At 63.6% G+C, this 14,637-nt stretch carries 12 protein-coding genes; 3 read left to right on the top strand and 9 right to left on the bottom strand.

Annotated features, from left to right (window positions below; all coding sequences use genetic code 11):
* Positions 1-30 precede the first annotated feature (30 nt).
* From HGP13_RS25515 to HGP13_RS25530, 4 genes are all read right to left on the bottom strand, one after another.
* On the bottom strand, positions 31-1,044 hold the full coding sequence (locus HGP13_RS25515; protein WP_172230327.1) for an ABC transporter substrate-binding protein: 1,014 nt from the start codon (positions 1,042-1,044) through the stop codon (positions 31-33).
* A 199-nt stretch (positions 1,045-1,243) separates the two neighbouring features.
* Complete coding sequence (gene dapB / locus HGP13_RS25520) at positions 1,244-2,020, bottom strand: 4-hydroxy-tetrahydrodipicolinate reductase (RefSeq protein WP_172230330.1); 777 nt, start codon at positions 2,018-2,020, stop codon at positions 1,244-1,246.
* Positions 2,021-2,030: 10 nt separating this feature from the next.
* Positions 2,031-4,124: an ATP-dependent helicase gene (locus HGP13_RS25525; RefSeq protein ID WP_172230333.1), complete on the bottom strand. Its 2,094-nt coding sequence runs from the start codon at positions 4,122-4,124 to the stop codon at positions 2,031-2,033.
* Between the two features lie 54 nt (positions 4,125-4,178).
* The gene (locus HGP13_RS25530; protein ID WP_172230336.1) at positions 4,179-4,352 is read right to left on the bottom strand and encodes a hypothetical protein; all 174 of its coding nucleotides are present in this window, start codon (positions 4,350-4,352) and stop codon (positions 4,179-4,181) included.
* 127 nt (positions 4,353-4,479) lie between these two features.
* Between HGP13_RS25530 and HGP13_RS25535 the strand changes: the two genes are divergently transcribed.
* Positions 4,480-4,737: a hypothetical protein gene (locus HGP13_RS25535; protein WP_172219744.1), complete on the top strand. Its 258-nt coding sequence runs from the start codon at positions 4,480-4,482 to the stop codon at positions 4,735-4,737.
* 384 nt (positions 4,738-5,121) lie between these two features.
* On the opposite strand, the gene HGP13_RS25540 is transcribed toward HGP13_RS25535, so the two are convergent.
* The gene (locus tag HGP13_RS25540) at positions 5,122-6,282 is read right to left on the bottom strand and encodes a M20 aminoacylase family protein (RefSeq protein ID WP_172230339.1); all 1,161 of its coding nucleotides are present in this window, start codon (positions 6,280-6,282) and stop codon (positions 5,122-5,124) included.
* A gap of 69 nt (positions 6,283-6,351) precedes the next feature.
* The gene (locus HGP13_RS25545; protein WP_172230342.1) at positions 6,352-7,560 is read right to left on the bottom strand and encodes a diaminopropionate ammonia-lyase; all 1,209 of its coding nucleotides are present in this window, start codon (positions 7,558-7,560) and stop codon (positions 6,352-6,354) included.
* Positions 7,561-7,633: 73 nt separating this feature from the next.
* On the opposite strand from HGP13_RS25545, the gene HGP13_RS25550 reads away from it, so the two are divergent.
* Positions 7,634-8,143: an Lrp/AsnC family transcriptional regulator gene (locus tag HGP13_RS25550; protein ID WP_172230380.1), complete on the top strand. Its 510-nt coding sequence runs from the start codon at positions 7,634-7,636 to the stop codon at positions 8,141-8,143.
* A 35-nt stretch (positions 8,144-8,178) separates the two neighbouring features.
* Positions 8,179-9,366 carry an NAD(P)/FAD-dependent oxidoreductase gene (locus tag HGP13_RS25555; protein WP_172230382.1) on the top strand — a complete coding sequence of 396 codons (1,188 nt, stop codon included), beginning with the start codon at positions 8,179-8,181 and terminating at the stop codon, positions 9,364-9,366.
* 13 nt (positions 9,367-9,379) lie between these two features.
* Here the strand turns inward: HGP13_RS25555 and speB are convergent, their stop codons facing one another.
* The 3 genes from speB to HGP13_RS25570 all read right to left on the bottom strand — a co-directional run bounded on the left by speB (position 9,380) and on the right by HGP13_RS25570 (position 14,518).
* Complete coding sequence (speB, locus tag HGP13_RS25560; RefSeq protein WP_172230384.1) at positions 9,380-10,183, bottom strand: agmatinase; 804 nt, start codon at positions 10,181-10,183, stop codon at positions 9,380-9,382.
* A 106-nt stretch (positions 10,184-10,289) separates the two neighbouring features.
* Positions 10,290-12,410 carry a molybdopterin oxidoreductase family protein gene (locus tag HGP13_RS25565; RefSeq protein ID WP_172230386.1) on the bottom strand — a complete coding sequence of 707 codons (2,121 nt, stop codon included), beginning with the start codon at positions 12,408-12,410 and terminating at the stop codon, positions 10,290-10,292.
* A gap of 230 nt (positions 12,411-12,640) precedes the next feature.
* A complete protein-coding gene (locus tag HGP13_RS25570; RefSeq protein ID WP_172230388.1) occupies positions 12,641-14,518 on the bottom strand; it encodes an ABC-F family ATP-binding cassette domain-containing protein in 1,878 nt (625 codons plus the stop codon).
* Positions 14,519-14,637: the final 119 nt, after the last annotated feature.

Raw genomic sequence — 14,637 nt, forward strand, 5'->3', positions numbered from 1 at the left:
CGATGTCGCGCATCGCGCCGGCTCGGTCTGCTACTTGGCGTTCTTGACGAATTCGGAAGTGTAGGTCTTGGAGAGGTCGATCTGCTTGCCCTGCAGTTCCTTCTTGAAGGCTGAAAGAACCGTCAGCACCGTCTCCGGCCCACCTGCAGGCATGATCCCGTCGGGGGTGAACATCGCCTTGCCGGCATCGAGGGCCTTCACATAGCCCTCCTTGTCGCCGACATAGTAGTCCTTCGGCATTTTTTCGGCGATCTCGGCGCCGCTATGCGTGTTGATGAATTTCTGCGTCTTGACGAAGGCATTGGCCAGCTTCTGCACGACGTCCTTATGCGCCTCGACCCAGTCGGTCTGCATATAGAGCGAGGCGGCCGGGTAGGTGCCGCCGAGGGCAGCCTTGGTGCCTTCCATCGTACGCATGTCGACAAGAACGGACGCTTCGCCGGTCTTCAGCAGCCGCGTGATCGTCGGCTCGGTCGTCATGCCTGCCTGGATCTTGTCCTGCTGCATGGCGGCGATGAAGGTGGTGCCGGCACCGACCGGAACCGAGGTGAAGTCACCGAGCTTCAAGCCGTTCTTGACGGCGAGATATTCCGTAAGAAAATTCGTCGATGAGCCCAGACCGGTCACGCCCAGGCTCTTTCCCTTGAAGTCGGCGGGTGATTTGATCTCCGGATGTTTCGTCGAAACCAGCTCGACCTCGCCCGGCGCCTGGCTGAACTGGACGACGGATTCGACGAATTTGCCTTTTGCCTGCAGATCGATGCAGTGATCATAGAAGCCGACGACGCCCTGCACGGCACCGGCGAGCATCTCGTTTTCGGCGTCGACGCCGGCCGGTTCATTCAGCAATTCGACGTTGAGGCCCTCGTCCTTGAAGTAGCCGAGCGCCTCGGTCAGCTTGGCGGGCAGATAGATTTGTTTTTCGTAGCCGCCGACCATGATGGAGATTTTTTCGTCGGCGCGTGCGGACGGCGCTGACAAGGCCATAGTGGCGATGAGTGCGGTTGTGGCGGCTGAATCAAGCAGAATTCGCGCGAGCGACATGGCCTCTTCCCTTTGTTTGTTTCCCGCGCCCCTCTCTCTCCCATCGCTTTTGCACGACAATATGGGGGCGCCAGTCAACAGTTATGGCACCAACCTTTCATCCAGCTTTCAGGGTAACTCCGAAAATCAAAGCTTACAGATGGCAAGCTGCGGCTGCCCGCCACCAAAGGGCGGATATGCCACGACAACGCACGCATGCTCAATCGTTCAGCGCAAGCACGTCGCGCATATCATATTCGCCGGGCGAGCGTCCCGACACCCAGAGTGCCGCCGCAATGGCGCCACGGGCGAACATCGTTCGGTCGCCGGCGGCATGCGACAAGGTCACAAGCTCGCCCTCGGCACAGAAGCTGACGCTGTGTTCACCGACAATGCTGCCGCCGCGAACCACCGCAAAGCCGATCTCGCCGGCCGGACGTGCACCGGTGACGCCGTCGTGAACGCGTCTTGCGACCGTATCCAGTGCGATGCCGCGTCCGCCGGCAACGGCCTGGCCCAGCATCAATGCGGTGCCGGATGGCGCATCGATCTTGTGGCGGTGATGCGCCTCGAAAACCTCGGCATCCCAGTCCTCGGCGTCGAGCGCCCTCGCCGCCTGCTCGACCAGCCCGACCAGCATGTTAAGCCCGAGCGAAAAACTGCCAGAGCGAACAATAGCGATGGCTTTCGCGGCGTCGGCGATAGTGGCCAGTTCGGCGGCATCGAAACCGGTCGAGCCGATCACCAAAGCGGGACCGCTCCGGTTTGCGCAAAACCTTGCCAGATCGGCCGAAGCGGCCGGCGTGGTGAAATCGATCACCACATCGGCCATGGCAAGCGCTTCGTGGCGGCTCACCAGCCCATCGCTCACATTGTCTGGCCTATGGAAGCGTGCGGCAAGCGCCAGCCGCGTATCGGCCTGCACAGCCTCGGCCATCTGGCGGCCCATCCGGCCGAGCGCGCCGGCGATGGCGATCCTGATCGGCGGTTGCGCCATGGCCCTTCGACTATTTCCACATGCCGCGCATGCGCGCGCCGATGTCGACGCGCACCTCCGGGCGGGGTGCCCTGCCCTGTGCCGCTTGCGCGCTGGGCCACGACACCTGCTGGAATGCGGCGAGGATCGAGGCCGGGATGAAGCGGGTGCGCGAGGCATAGAGATGGCGGTCGCCGCGTGCCGCCTGACCGTGCGGAAAGAAGCGCTGTGGCATGACCAGGTGCAGATTGTCCTTGGCCCGCGTCATCGCGACGTAGAGCAACCGGCGTTCCTCCTCGATATCCTCCTTGGTGCCAACGCCGAGATCGGCCGGAATGCAGCCATCGACCGTGTTGAGCACGAAGACATTCTTCCACTCCTGGCCCTTGGCCGAGTGGATGGTCGACAGGATCAAACAATCCTCGTCGCGATGCGGCGGTCCGGCCTGGTCGCTGGTCGCGTCCGGCGGATCGAGCGTCAGTTCGGTCAGGAACCGTTCGCGCGACGCATACCCCGATCCGATCTGCTCGAGCTGCAACAGGTCGGCGCGGCGCGTGATCGCGTCCTCGTGAATGCGCTCCAGATGCGGCTCGTACCACAGCCTGACCTGTTCGAGGTCGGCCGGCCATTTGGCGCCGGCCCGCAGGCCGGAATAGAGCGAGACGAAACCCGGCCAGTCATCCGCGGCGCGTTGCGGCGGGCGCCAGCCGGCCAAGCCCATAGCCTCATCCAGGGCCGTGGTCATCGTCTCGACAATCTGTCCGGCGGCCGACGGGCCAATGCCCGGCATCAGCTGCAGGACGCGAAAACCGGCGACGCGGTCGCGCGGGTTTTCGGCAAAACGCAGCACCGCCAGCACATCCTTGACGTGGGCGGCATCGAGGAATTTCAGCCCGCCGAACTTGACGAAGGGAATGTTGCGCCGCGTCAGCTCGATCTCGAGCGGCCCGCTGTGGTGCGAGGCGCGAAACAGCACCGCCTGCGATTTCAGCGCCGTGCCGGCCTCGCGCTCGGCAAGGATTGTATCGCAGACGAAGTTCGCCTGCTCGACCTCGTCGCGCACGCTGACCAGCCTTGGCTTGTCGGTTGATTTGCGCTCCGACCAAAGGTTCTTCGTAAAACGCTCCGAGGCCTCGCCGATGACCGCATTGGCGGCGGCCAGAATGGTTTCCGTCGAGCGATAATTGCGCTCCAGCATCACAACATCGGCGGCCTGCGCGAACTGGTTGGGGAAGTCGAGGATGTTGCGCACCTCGGCGGCGCGGAACGAATAGATCGATTGCGCGTCGTCGCCGACCACGGTCAGCCCGGCGCCGTCGGGTTTCAGCGCCATGAGGATCGACGCCTGCAGCCGGTTGGTGTCCTGGTACTCGTCGACCAGAACATGGTCGAAACGCCCCCCCAGATGCGCCGCTATTTCCGGCTCAGCCGCCATCTGCGCCCAATAGAGCAGCAGATCGTCGTAATCGAGCACGTTCTGCGCCTGCTTGGTCTCGACATAGCCGGCGAAGAGCAGCTTCAGCTGCTCGGCCCAGCCGGCGCACCAGGGAAAGGCAGAGCCGAGCACTTCGCCAAGCGGAGCCTGCGCGTTGACGGCGCGCGAATAGATGGCAAGGCAGGTGCCCTTGGTGGGGAAGCGCGCTTCCGTCTTGGAGAAACCGAGTTCGTGGCGCACGAGATTCATCAGATCGGCGGAATCCTCGCGGTCATGGATGGTGAAGGCCGGATCGAGGCCGATCTCCAACGCATAGTCGCGCAGCAGCCGCGCACCGATGCCGTGAAAGGTGCCGGCCCAGGTCAGCGCATCGGTGATGACCGCGGCGTCGCGGCCGAGCACTTCGCCGGCAATACGCTCGACGCGTCTTGCCATTTCGGATGCGGCGCGCCGCGAGAAGGTCATTAGCAGGATGCGACGCGGGTCGGCGCCCTTGACGATGAGGTGGGCGACGCGATGCGCCAGCGTGTTGGTCTTGCCCGAGCCGGCGCCGGCAATGACCAGCAAAGGACCGGCTATCTTGCCGTCACCATGCTCGACGGCCTGGCGCTGGGCATCGTTCAAGCGAGCGAGATAGGCGGGCGCGACGGGCGTTTCCAAAAACGTCGAATCATGGGCGGCAAGGTTCATCGCCCATCAAGCATCGTTTCCGCTTTGTTCGCAACAAGGAAGCGGCACGACGAATTAGCGCCTGGGATCGACACCCATGGCCGCCGATTGTCGGCGCAGAGCGTCGCGGTCGCTTCTCGATGCGGGCAACAGAAGGGGATCGATGTCGCCGGGCACGTCATCGATCATCCTGCGCGCGAGGCGGTAGGTGAGAAAGGCAAAGGTGCCAGCCAGAAGCAAACGGATCATGCTGCGGTCTCCTCTAATAGAGATCAACCGCAGGCGTGGCGTTTTGTTCCCGCAACGCTGGTTCGCAACCAAACCAACATCGCCTCGTTTTGAGATTGAGGCTTGTGTGAGATTGGAGGCCGTAGCGATGAAAAAGCTAGGATTTAGCCTCGCCCTGGTGGCTTTGGCTGTTTCGGCTTGCGACAACAAACTGCCACCGACGAAGGCTCCTGCTGCCGAACAAAGTTTTCACGCCAGCAATCCTGCCGTGAGTGCGGTGCAGTCAGGTGACAGTTGGGATGTCAGGCATTGCCGCGATGCACTCCTCAAGGCGCTCGAGGCGGAACTTGGCGTTGCGCAGTTCGTGCCCAGCTTCCGGTCGTTGCTGCCGGCCCCGGGACGGTGATGCCGCCGTGAGATTTCTTTCAAGTTCAGCGATGCGCGCACGCACCTGACGCGCCTCGTCCTGACGCAACGCCTTTATCCAGCCCCGCCCGCGCATGTGTCTTCCCGCAAATACCCCAAAGACCTGCGGCTTCCATACCAGAAAGATTTTAACTTCCGGCAAGTGCGAATATTCTAAATTTAATGAGAACTAATTTAGCAGCCTGGCGCTGCACAGAAGAAGGCCGGCGCCGCTTGGGAGGAGAAGGCGCCGGCCAAGCGGATAAGAGGTCCGCCGCGTAACGGAGGTTAGCTGAGTCTTGCCGCCGCGTCATGCGGGATCGCGGTTTTCGGCCTTTTCCGCGCGTTTTCCATGCAAATCGCGCCAACAAGGACCCGTGGCCTGTCAAATTCCGAGCCGTTGCCTGACGATGGCGACATGGAAGTTCGTGCCGAACAACAACCCGTCATCGTTGAAGTCGTAACTGGAATTGTGCAGCGGCGCCGAGGCCTCGCCATTGCCAAGGAAGACGAAGCAGCCCGGCACGTGGTCGAGGAAGCGGGCAAAATCCTCTGATGCTGTCATCGGCTCGCGGGCGACTGCGATATTGCCGGGCTCGAAGACGTTTCCTGCAGCGGCGAAGGTCGCGTCTACCAGTTCGGCATCATTGCGCAGCGGCACGAATTCTCTGGTGTAGTTGACCTCGGCGGCAACGTTGTAGGCGGCAGCTGTACCCTCGGTGATGACGCGCATCTGGCGTTCGATCTCGGCGCTCACCTCGGGACGGAAACTACGCGCATCGCCGAGGATGCGGGCAAGACCGGGCAGCGTGTTGCGGGTGCCGTCGGTGATCAATTCGGTCACCGAAACCACCGCTATGTCGGCGGGACTCAGGCGGCGCGAGACAATGGTCTGCAGATTGGTGACGAGCGCGCAGGCGGCGACCAGCGTTTCGTTGCCCGAATGCGGCCGCGCCGCATGGCCGCCGAGCCCCCTGAGCACGATCTCGAAATTATCCTCGGCCGACATTATGGGGCCGGCGCGGGTTTCGAAATACCCGACGGGCAGGCCGGGCATGTTATGCAGGCCAAAAATCTCGTCGAAGGGGAAGCGCTGCATCAGGCCATCGTCGAGCATGGCCAGAGCGCCTCTGCCCCACTCCTCGGCCGGCTGGAAGATGAAGCGCACGGTGCCGTCGAAACCGCCCTCGCCGGCCAGCAGCTTTGCCGCGCCGAGCAGCATGGTTGTGTGGCCGTCATGGCCGCAGGCATGCATGATGCCGGGATTGCCGGAGCGATAGGACGCGGTCGATTGCTCTGCTATGCGCAACGCATCCATATCGGCTCGGAGCGCAACGGCGCGGTTGCCGCTACCGCGCTTCAGCGTACCGACGACACCGGTGCCGCCGACACCCTCAGCAACATCGTCGAGACCGAATTCGCGCAGCTTGGCCGCGACAAAGGCAGCAGTGCGCTTCTCCTCGAAGCCGAATTCGGGGTGCGCGTGCAAGTCGCGCCGCCAATTGGTCATCTCGCGCTTCAGATCACCGGCATTGAAATCAGCCATCGTCCGTCCCTCCTCGGTGAACTGTCTTCGAAAGGGCGCGCGGTCGCAACCAACGCGGATCGACCGAACTCATGACATAGCGCCAACCGCCACCTTGCCGGCCAGCACATCGGCCGGGCTCATGCCGACCAGTTCGGCATAGCGATGCGGGTCGGTGGCACCTTCGGTGTTGATCACCAGCACGCGGGATTTGCCGCCGAGGCCAAGACCCGCCTTGTTCTCGCCCATCGCCCGGATCAGTCCGGCAAGGCCGACGCCGCCGCTCTCGCCAGCGACGATCACCGGATCGCTGCCGGCCGGCCGGGCCAGCCGGCGCATCACCGCGATGGCATCGTCCTCCTCCACGGTCATGAAGGCATCGGCGACGCGCGCCAGCACCCGCCAGGCGACCGGTGAAGCTTCGTAGCATTCGAGCATGGCCATCACCGTCGGCTCGTCGTGCGCGACCTTGACCACATGCCCCGCCCGGGCAGCCGCGACAATGCAGGCCGCGCGGGCCGGTTCGACGACAGTGAAGGTTGGCCTGGCGTCGCCGAGCACGATGGCGAGATGGCCGGCCAACGCGGCAGCAATGCCACCGACGCCCGCCTGGACGAAGACGTGGGTCGGCGGCTCGCGGAGTTGGCGCAGCGCTTCGCGCACGATCGCCGTATAGCCCTGCATAACCAGGCCGGGGATGCGTTCATAGCCTGTCCACGACGTATCCGACACCACGGTCCAGCCCTTCTCGGCCGCGACCTTGGCGGCTTGCCTGACCGAGTCGTCATAATTGCCATCGACACGGACCATCTCGGCGCCGTAGCGGGCGATTGCGGCGATGCGCTCGTCGCTGACGCCGGCATGGACGAAGATCACGGCCCTGGCGCCGGCAAGGTCGGCGCCTTGCGCGACGGAGCGGCCGTGATTGCCGTCGGTGGCGCAGGCAAAAGTCATCTTTGCCGCGACCGCGCGAACATCGGGCCGATCGAGATCCTCGACATCCAAGGGGCGGCCAAGGCGCTTGCCTGCCTCCTCCAGCACCAGGCGAAAGACGGCATAGGCGCCGCCCAGCGCCTTGAAGCTGCCAAGGCCGAGACGAAAGCCCTCATCCTTGACATGCAGCGCACCGAGGCCGAGTTCGCCTGCCAGCGCCGGCAGCGCGTGCAGCGGCGTCTCACGATGATTGTCACGATGGGCGAGGAAGCGTTCGACCGTGTCCGCGCCGGCAATCCCAAGGGTTTCGGCGTCGGCCGCATCAAGCGGCTTACCGTGCAGAGCATTGCGATTGGGCAGGAACACTGGCGCCTCCTTGGCAGTCAGCGAGACCATATTGCAGGACAGGCGCAAAGAGCGCTGTAATTGGGCCTTAAAAATGCAAGTTTGTTTCGCCGGGATATCTCCATTGCCTCAACCGCCGCCTTCTCTCGACAGTTTCGATCTCGCCATCCTTGCCATCCTGCAGCGGGACAACACGACGCCGCAGCGGCTGATCGGCGAAGCGGTGAACCTGTCGGCGCCGGCGGTGCAGCGCCGCATCAAGCGCATGGAGCAGGCCGGCGTCATCGCAAGCAATGTCGCCATCATCGAGCCGGCGGCAGTCGGCCAGCCGATCACCATCTTCGTCGAAGTGGAACTGGAGAGCGAGCGCACCGAACTGATCGACGCAGCCAAGCGGCAATTCTCGGAAACGCCTGAAGTGCAGCAATGCTATTACGTCACCGGCGAAGCCGACTTCATCCTCGTCCTCACCGTGGCCGATATGGGCGCCTATGAGGCGCTGACGCGAAAACTGTTCTTCGGCAGCAACAATGTCCGGAAATTCTGCACCTTCGTCGCCATGGATCGCGTCAAGGTCGGATTGACGGTGCCGTTGCCGGATTGAGCCTTGCGGGCAGGCAGGCCCCAGTCCGTCCCGCCATGCTTCTGACATTCTCAGGACGCGAATTGGGATGGGAGGCACGCTTGGACGACACCACGACAGTAGCGATCATCGGTGCCGGGCCGGCGGGCCTGGCTGTTGCCGCATGTCTACGACAGGCCGGCATCGACTTCATCATCATCGAAAAAGAGCAGCAGGCCGCGCCCGCCTGGCGGCGCCACTACGAGCGCGTCCATCTGCACACGACCAAGCGCTATTCGTCGCTGCCCTTCGTGCCCTTTCCCAAGCACTTTCCGCGTTATGTGCCGCGCGACCTCTTCGTCGAATATCTCGATGCCTATGCGCAGCGCTTCGACCCCAAGCCCCGCTTTGGGGACACGGTAAAAGCGATCACCCGGGAGGGTCGTGGCTGGCGTGTGGATGCGACATCCGGCCCGTTGCGCGCCAAACATGTGGTGATCGCTTCAGGCTACAATGCCGAACCCCTGCGGCCGGGATTTGCCGGCATCGACACCTTCACGGGCAAGACACTGCACAGCGCCGACTATCGCAATGCCAGGCCTTTCGCCGGTCAGTCCGTGCTGGTCGTCGGCATGGGCAATACCGGCGCGGAGATTGCGCTCGATCTGGTTGAGAATGGCGCACAACCGACGATTTCCGTGCGCGGTGGCGTTCATATCGTGCCGCGCGAACTGTTCGGCGTGCCCATCCAGATGGTTGGCATGGCAACGCGCCTGGGGCCGCAACGCCTCAACGATGCTCTGTTCCCCATCATCCTCGACCTGGTGCTGGGCAGGCTTGAAAAATATGGACTCAGACGGCCGGGACAGGGCCTGCTGGAACAGATTGCGATTGCATCGCGCATCCCGGTGATCGACGTGGGCACCATCGGCAAGATCCGCGAAGGCGCCATCAAGGTCGCGCCCGACATCGCCGAGATTTCGGAACGCGGCGTCCGTTTTACCGACGGCAAACACGGCGAGTTCGACGCGATCATCTTCGCCACCGGTTACCGGCCGGGCTATGCCAAATTCCTCGAGCCCGGCATCCAGCCGGACCGCAGTGGTGTTACCCCCAAAGCTTCGGATCTCGGCCTCTACCTCATTGGTTTCCACAATGCCGTCACCGGATTGCTGCGCGAAATCGGGATCGAGGCCCAGGCGATCGCCGACGATATCCGGCACCGGCTGAACAGGAAAAAGGCGGCTGAAATCCTGCCGGTGTGATCCGCGGTCTGCCTTATCCCAATGCAGTCTTCAGCATCATGCCGGCGATCTCCTTGGTCAGCTTGGCGGCAACAAGCGCCGTCATGTTGGAGAGATCCTGGCGCGGATTGTATTCGACGATATCGGCGGCCACGATCGGCTGGTCGATGCCTTGAATGAGATTGATGACCTGGCGGGTCGACAGCCCGCCCGGCTCGCGGTGCGAGACGCCGGGTGCGAAGGCAGGATCGAGGCCGTCGAGATCCATCGAGATATAGACTGGTGTTTTGAGGTCGAGCCGCAGGCCTTCGCTGAAGCGCGCCGCCTCCACCACCTCGACGCCGAAACGCTCGAACTGCTCGCGGTGGTGGTCGTTGACGGTGCGTAGCCCAATCTGGATCAGCCGGGCGGCGAGCCGCTCCTCCATGATGCGCGCGAAGGGCGATGTGTGCGAACGCGGGTTGCTATCATAGGAGTGGTAGATATCGGGGTGCGCATCGATATGGACGATCGTCAGGTCGGGGTGGCGCCGGTGCGCCGCGCGCAGCACCGGCCAGGAGATTGCATGGTCGCCACCCAGGCTGATCAGCGGATGGCCGGCATCCATCGCGCGGCCAACCTCGCTTTCGATCCGTTGCCAGGGGTCGCCGGCGCCTGCGAAGTCGATGTCGCCATGATCGACGAAACGGCCGGTCAGATCGAAGCCGGTTTCACTCCACGAACTGTAGGCATCGGAGTGCAGCTCCCGCCGGATCAGAGCCGGCGCCTCGGCGGCGCCGCGCAGATAGGACGAGTTCTCGTCATGCGGTATTCCCAGAAGCGAAATCGCGCCTGCCATCGACATCCTCACCGATGCTGAGAACGCCCTCTATAGCCGCGCGAGTTGGCCGTTGCGACGACAGCTGCTTGGGCCAGGTCCAGCGCCAGGTGAGATCGCCGACCGGCTAGGCCGCCAGCTCGTCCGCCTTGCGCAGCCAGACCTTGTTGTCGTGGAAGGCGGCGCCGCCATAGGGCGCGGGTGCGTCGGCGCCGGTCAGCACGTTGATGCCTTCGCCGCGCTCATGCGCGCTGTTTGGCCAGATGCCTTCGGCAATCACCACGCCGCGCTTGACGCCGCCAAAGAATTTCGCGTGCAGCACCAGGTCGCCGCGCCGGTTGCCGACCTCGACACGATCGCCATCGGCAAGCCCAAGGTCCGCCGCATCGTCGGGATGCAGGAGCAGCACCGGCCTGCCTTCCTTTTCCTTCGACACCGGCGTCTCGGCAAAGGTCGAGTTGAGGAAATTGCGCGCCGGCGAGGTCGTCAGCCGGAACGGATGCGCCTCGTCGGCCACCTCGATCAGGTCGACATGATCGGGAAACTCCGGCAGGCGTTCCACCGGTCCGAACAGCCCCATGCTCTTCGGAGGCCGGTTGGGCGCCGCCTGGCCGGTCCAGTCGGCGCGGAAGCGGAATTTTCCATCCGCATGGCCGAATCCCTTGATGAAATGCGCGGTCTCGAAATCCGGCTGCAGATCGAGCCATTTTTGCTCTTTCAAGCTGTCGAAGCTGCCCAGCCCGCGCTTGCCGAGAATGATGTCGATATGCTGCTGCTCGGTGAGGCCAAAGCCCGGGCGGTCGGCGACGCCGAGGCGTTGCGCCAATTCCTCGATGACGAAATGGTTGGTGCGCGGCCCCTCTGGCGGCTCGATCAGCTTGGGGCCAAGCGTGATATGCTGGTTGCCGCCGCCCTTGTAGACGTCGTCGTGCTCGAGGAACATCGTTGCCGGCAGCACGACATCGGCCAGCTTGGCGGTGTCGGTCATGAACTGCTCGTGCACGCACGTGAACAGGTCGTCGCGCAGAAAGCCCTGCTTCACCAGCCGCTGCTCGGGCGCGACATTCACCGGGTTGGTGTTCTGGATCAGCATCGCCGTCACCGGCGGTCCGCCATAGAGCGCGTCGCTGGCGCCGGTCAGCACCGGACCGATGCGCGAATGGTCGAGATAGCGGATCGAGGTATCGCGCATCCTTGAGCCTTCAAGCACATCTTGGTTGAGCTTGAAGATGCCGGAATTCGAATGGAAGGCGCCGCCGCCTTCATACTGCCAGCTGCCGGTGACCGCGGCGATGCAGGACGCGGCATGCATGTTGACGGCACCGTTGCGCTGGCGGGCAAAGCCATAGCCGAGGCGGAAATACGTTTTCTTGGTCGTCCCGACCAACCGGGCGAAGGCTTCGATCTCAGCGACGCCAAGGCCGGTGATCGCGGAGGCCCATTCCGGCGTGCGCGTCTTCAGATGCGCTTCCAGCCCGGCGGGATCGTCGGTGTATTTCGAGAGATAGACGCGGTCGGCCAGGTCTTCCCTGAACAGCACATGCATGACCGCGCAAGCCAGAGCGCCATCGGTGCCGGGCTTTAGCACCAGACCCATGTCGGCCTGCTTCATGGTCGCGTTTTCATAGACGTCGATGACGACGATCTTCGCCCCACGCTCCTTGCGCGCCTTGATGGCATGGGTCATCACATTGACCTGGGTGACCACGGCGTTGGTGCCCCAGATCACCACGCAGTCGGACTTCGCCATCTCGCGCGGGTCGGGCCCGCGCAAGGCGCCCGCCCCCATCATCCAGCCGGTCCAGGCAAGATTGGTGCAGATCGAGCCGAAGAAGCCTGAGTACTTTTTCGCATGGCGCAGCCGGTCGATGCCGTCGCGCTGCACCAGCCCCATCGTGCCGGCATAGAAATAGGGCCAGACCGTCTCCGAGCCGTATTTCTCTTCGGCGGCGATGAATTTTTCGGCGACGAGGTCGAGTGCGGCCTCCCAGCTCGCTTCCTTCCAGGCGCCATCGCCCTTGGCGCCGGCGCGGATCAGCGGCTTCAGCAGCCGGTCGGGATGGTGGACGCGGTCGGCATAGCGCGCAACCTTGGCGCAGACGACACCGGCCGTATAGCTGTTGGACTTGGCGCCATGGACGCGGCCGATGCGGTTGCCGTCGAGCAGTTCGACCTCGAGCGCACAGGTCGACGGGCAATCATGCGGACAGGCCGAATGGCCGATGCGGAGTTTGGCGTGCTGGTTCATGGGGTGACGTTTAGCCGGTTTCAGGAGTGGCGTGTAGGGCCAGATGATTAGCCAATCTCCCCACTTGTGGGGGAGATGTCCGGCAGGACATAGGGGGGCGCGAGGGATCGCGACCTATCTATTCGTCCCCGAAGCCGGCAGTAGGTGATTGCAAAAGGCTGCCAGGTTGGCGGGACAGCGCGCCCCTCTGCCCTGCCGGGAATCTCCCCCCTCGAGGGGGGAGATTGGCTCTACTCCGCCGTGCCTTCCTCATACTCAGCCGACATGGTCAGCCATTTTTCCTCGTGGCCGGCCAGCGTCTGGGCGAGTTGCGAGCGTTCCTTGGCCAGGCGTGTCGCTGTCGACGGATCCTTTTCGTAGATCGCCGGGTTGGCCAGTTCATCCTCGATGCCGTCGATGCGTTTGCGGATGCGGTCCATCAGCGCCTCGGTGGCGCGGATTTCCTTGGCCAGCGGCTCGAAGGCGGCGCGGCGCGCTGCCGCATCGCGGCGGCGGTCGGCTTTTGAGGCCTTGTCCGCCTCGCGCTTGCCGCGGCGGTCGCCGGACACGCCGGTGACCAGCGTCTTGTAGTCCTCAAGGTCGCCATCATACGGATTGACCGCACCATCCTTGACCAGCCACAGCCGGTCGGCCGTAGCCTCCAGGAGATGGCGGTCGTGCGAGATCAGGATCACGGCGCCGGGAAATTCGTTCAGCGCATGGATCAGCGATTCGCGGCTGTCGATATCGAGATGGTTGGTCGGCTCGTCGAGGATGAACAGGTTCGGCCCCTCGAAAGCCGAGAGGCCCATCAGAAGGCGCGCCTTCTCGCCGCCGGACAGATCCTTGGCCGGCGTATTCATCTTCTCGGTGGTGAGACCGAACTGGGCGACGCGGCCGCGCACCTTGGATTCCGGCGCCTCCGGCATCAGCCGGCGCACATGCTCATAGGCGTTTTCCTCGGGCCGCAGGTCATCGAGCTGGTGCTGGGCGAAGATCGCGACCTTCAACCCGGGCGCCACCGTCATCGTGCCGCTCTCCTGCTTCAGCCGGCCGGACAGCAATTTGGCGAAGGTTGACTTGCCGTTGCCGTTGGCGCCGAGCAGCGCGATGCGGTCGTCGGCATCGATGCGCAGCGTCATCTTCTTGAGGATCGGCTGGCCCTCGGTGTAGCCGACATTGACGTTGTTCAACGCAACGATCGGCGACGCCACCGTCTTCACCGGTTCCGGGAAAGAGAACGGTCGCACCGAATCGTTCACGATGGCCGCGATCGGCTTCATCTTCTCCAGCGCCTTGATGCGCGACTGGGCCTGTCTGGCCTTCGACGCCTTGGCGCGAAAACGCTCGACGAAGGACTCCATATGCTTGCGGGCGGCTTCCTGCTTGACGCGGCCCTTCTCCTGCAATTCCTTCTGCTCGGTATACTGGCGCTCGAACTGATCGTAGCCGCCACGCCAGAGGGTCAGCTTCTTCTGGTCGAGATGAACGATCGAGTTGACGGCACGGTTGAGCAGATCGCGATCGTGCGAGATCAATAACACGGTGTGCGGATACTTCGACACATAGTTTTCCAGCCACAACGTGCCTTCGAGATCGAGATAGTTGGTCGGCTCGTCAAGCAGCAGCAGGTCAGGCTCTGAAAACAGCACTGCGGCGAGCGCCACGCGCATGCGCCAGCCGCCGGAGAAGGACGAGGCGGGACGGCGTTGCGCGGCATCGTCGAAGCCGAGGCCGGCGAGGATTGTGGCCGCGCGGGACTCGGCCGAATGTGCGTCGATGTCGGCCAGCCGCATGTGGATGTCGGCGATGCGGTGCGGATCGGTGGCCGTCTTTTCCTCTTCGAGCAGCGCCGTGCGTTCGAGGTCGGCCTTGAGCACGATCTCGATCAGTGGCTCCTCGGTTCCTGGCGCTTCCTGCGCCACCTGGCCGATGCGCGTGTTCTTCGGCAGGCTGATCGAGCCGGTCTCGGAGGGAAAATCTCCGGTGATGGCTTTGAACAGCGTCGTCTTGCCGGTACCGTTGCGGCCGACAAGGCCGGCCTTGGTGCCGGCCGGCAAGGTCAGCGAGGCGTGGTCGAGAAGCAGGCGCCCGGCCATGCGGAGCGAAAGGTCGTTGATGATCAGCATGGTGGCGCTTTTGCACTGGACATCAACGCTTCGCAAGACCTTGCGGGCCAGTTGGCCGCACAAGGCCTGAAAACGGCGCGCGCAACCGCGCCGTCAGGGCAGCCGATCAGTGGCTTGCC

It is taken from the genome of Mesorhizobium sp. NZP2077 (genome assembly GCF_013170805.1).
Lineage (GTDB): Bacteria > Pseudomonadota > Alphaproteobacteria > Rhizobiales > Rhizobiaceae > Mesorhizobium.

What these genes read in the sequence shown, in the direction of transcription:
- HGP13_RS25515 (WP_172230327.1), bottom strand. Translation starts at nt 1,044, where the DNA reads ATGTCGCTCGCGCGAATTCTGCTTGATTCAGCCGCCACAACCGCACTC.
- dapB (WP_172230330.1), bottom strand. Translation starts at nt 2,020, where the DNA reads ATGGCGCAACCGCCGATCAGGATCGCCATCGCCGGCGCGCTCGGCCGG.
- HGP13_RS25525 (WP_172230333.1), bottom strand. Translation starts at nt 4,124, where the DNA reads ATGAACCTTGCCGCCCATGATTCGACGTTTTTGGAAACGCCCGTCGCG.
- HGP13_RS25530 (WP_172230336.1), bottom strand. Translation starts at nt 4,352, where the DNA reads ATGATCCGTTTGCTTCTGGCTGGCACCTTTGCCTTTCTCACCTACCGC.
- HGP13_RS25535 (WP_172219744.1), top strand. Translation starts at nt 4,480, where the DNA reads ATGAAAAAGCTAGGATTTAGCCTCGCCCTGGTGGCTTTGGCTGTTTCG.
- HGP13_RS25540 (WP_172230339.1), bottom strand. Translation starts at nt 6,282, where the DNA reads ATGGCTGATTTCAATGCCGGTGATCTGAAGCGCGAGATGACCAATTGG.
- HGP13_RS25550 (WP_172230380.1), top strand. Translation starts at nt 7,634, where the DNA reads ATGCAAGTTTGTTTCGCCGGGATATCTCCATTGCCTCAACCGCCGCCT.
- HGP13_RS25555 (WP_172230382.1), top strand. Translation starts at nt 8,179, where the DNA reads ATGCTTCTGACATTCTCAGGACGCGAATTGGGATGGGAGGCACGCTTG.
- speB (WP_172230384.1), bottom strand. Translation starts at nt 10,183, where the DNA reads ATGGCAGGCGCGATTTCGCTTCTGGGAATACCGCATGACGAGAACTCG.
- HGP13_RS25565 (WP_172230386.1), bottom strand. Translation starts at nt 12,410, where the DNA reads ATGAACCAGCACGCCAAACTCCGCATCGGCCATTCGGCCTGTCCGCAT.
- HGP13_RS25570 (WP_172230388.1), bottom strand. Translation starts at nt 14,518, where the DNA reads ATGCTGATCATCAACGACCTTTCGCTCCGCATGGCCGGGCGCCTGCTT.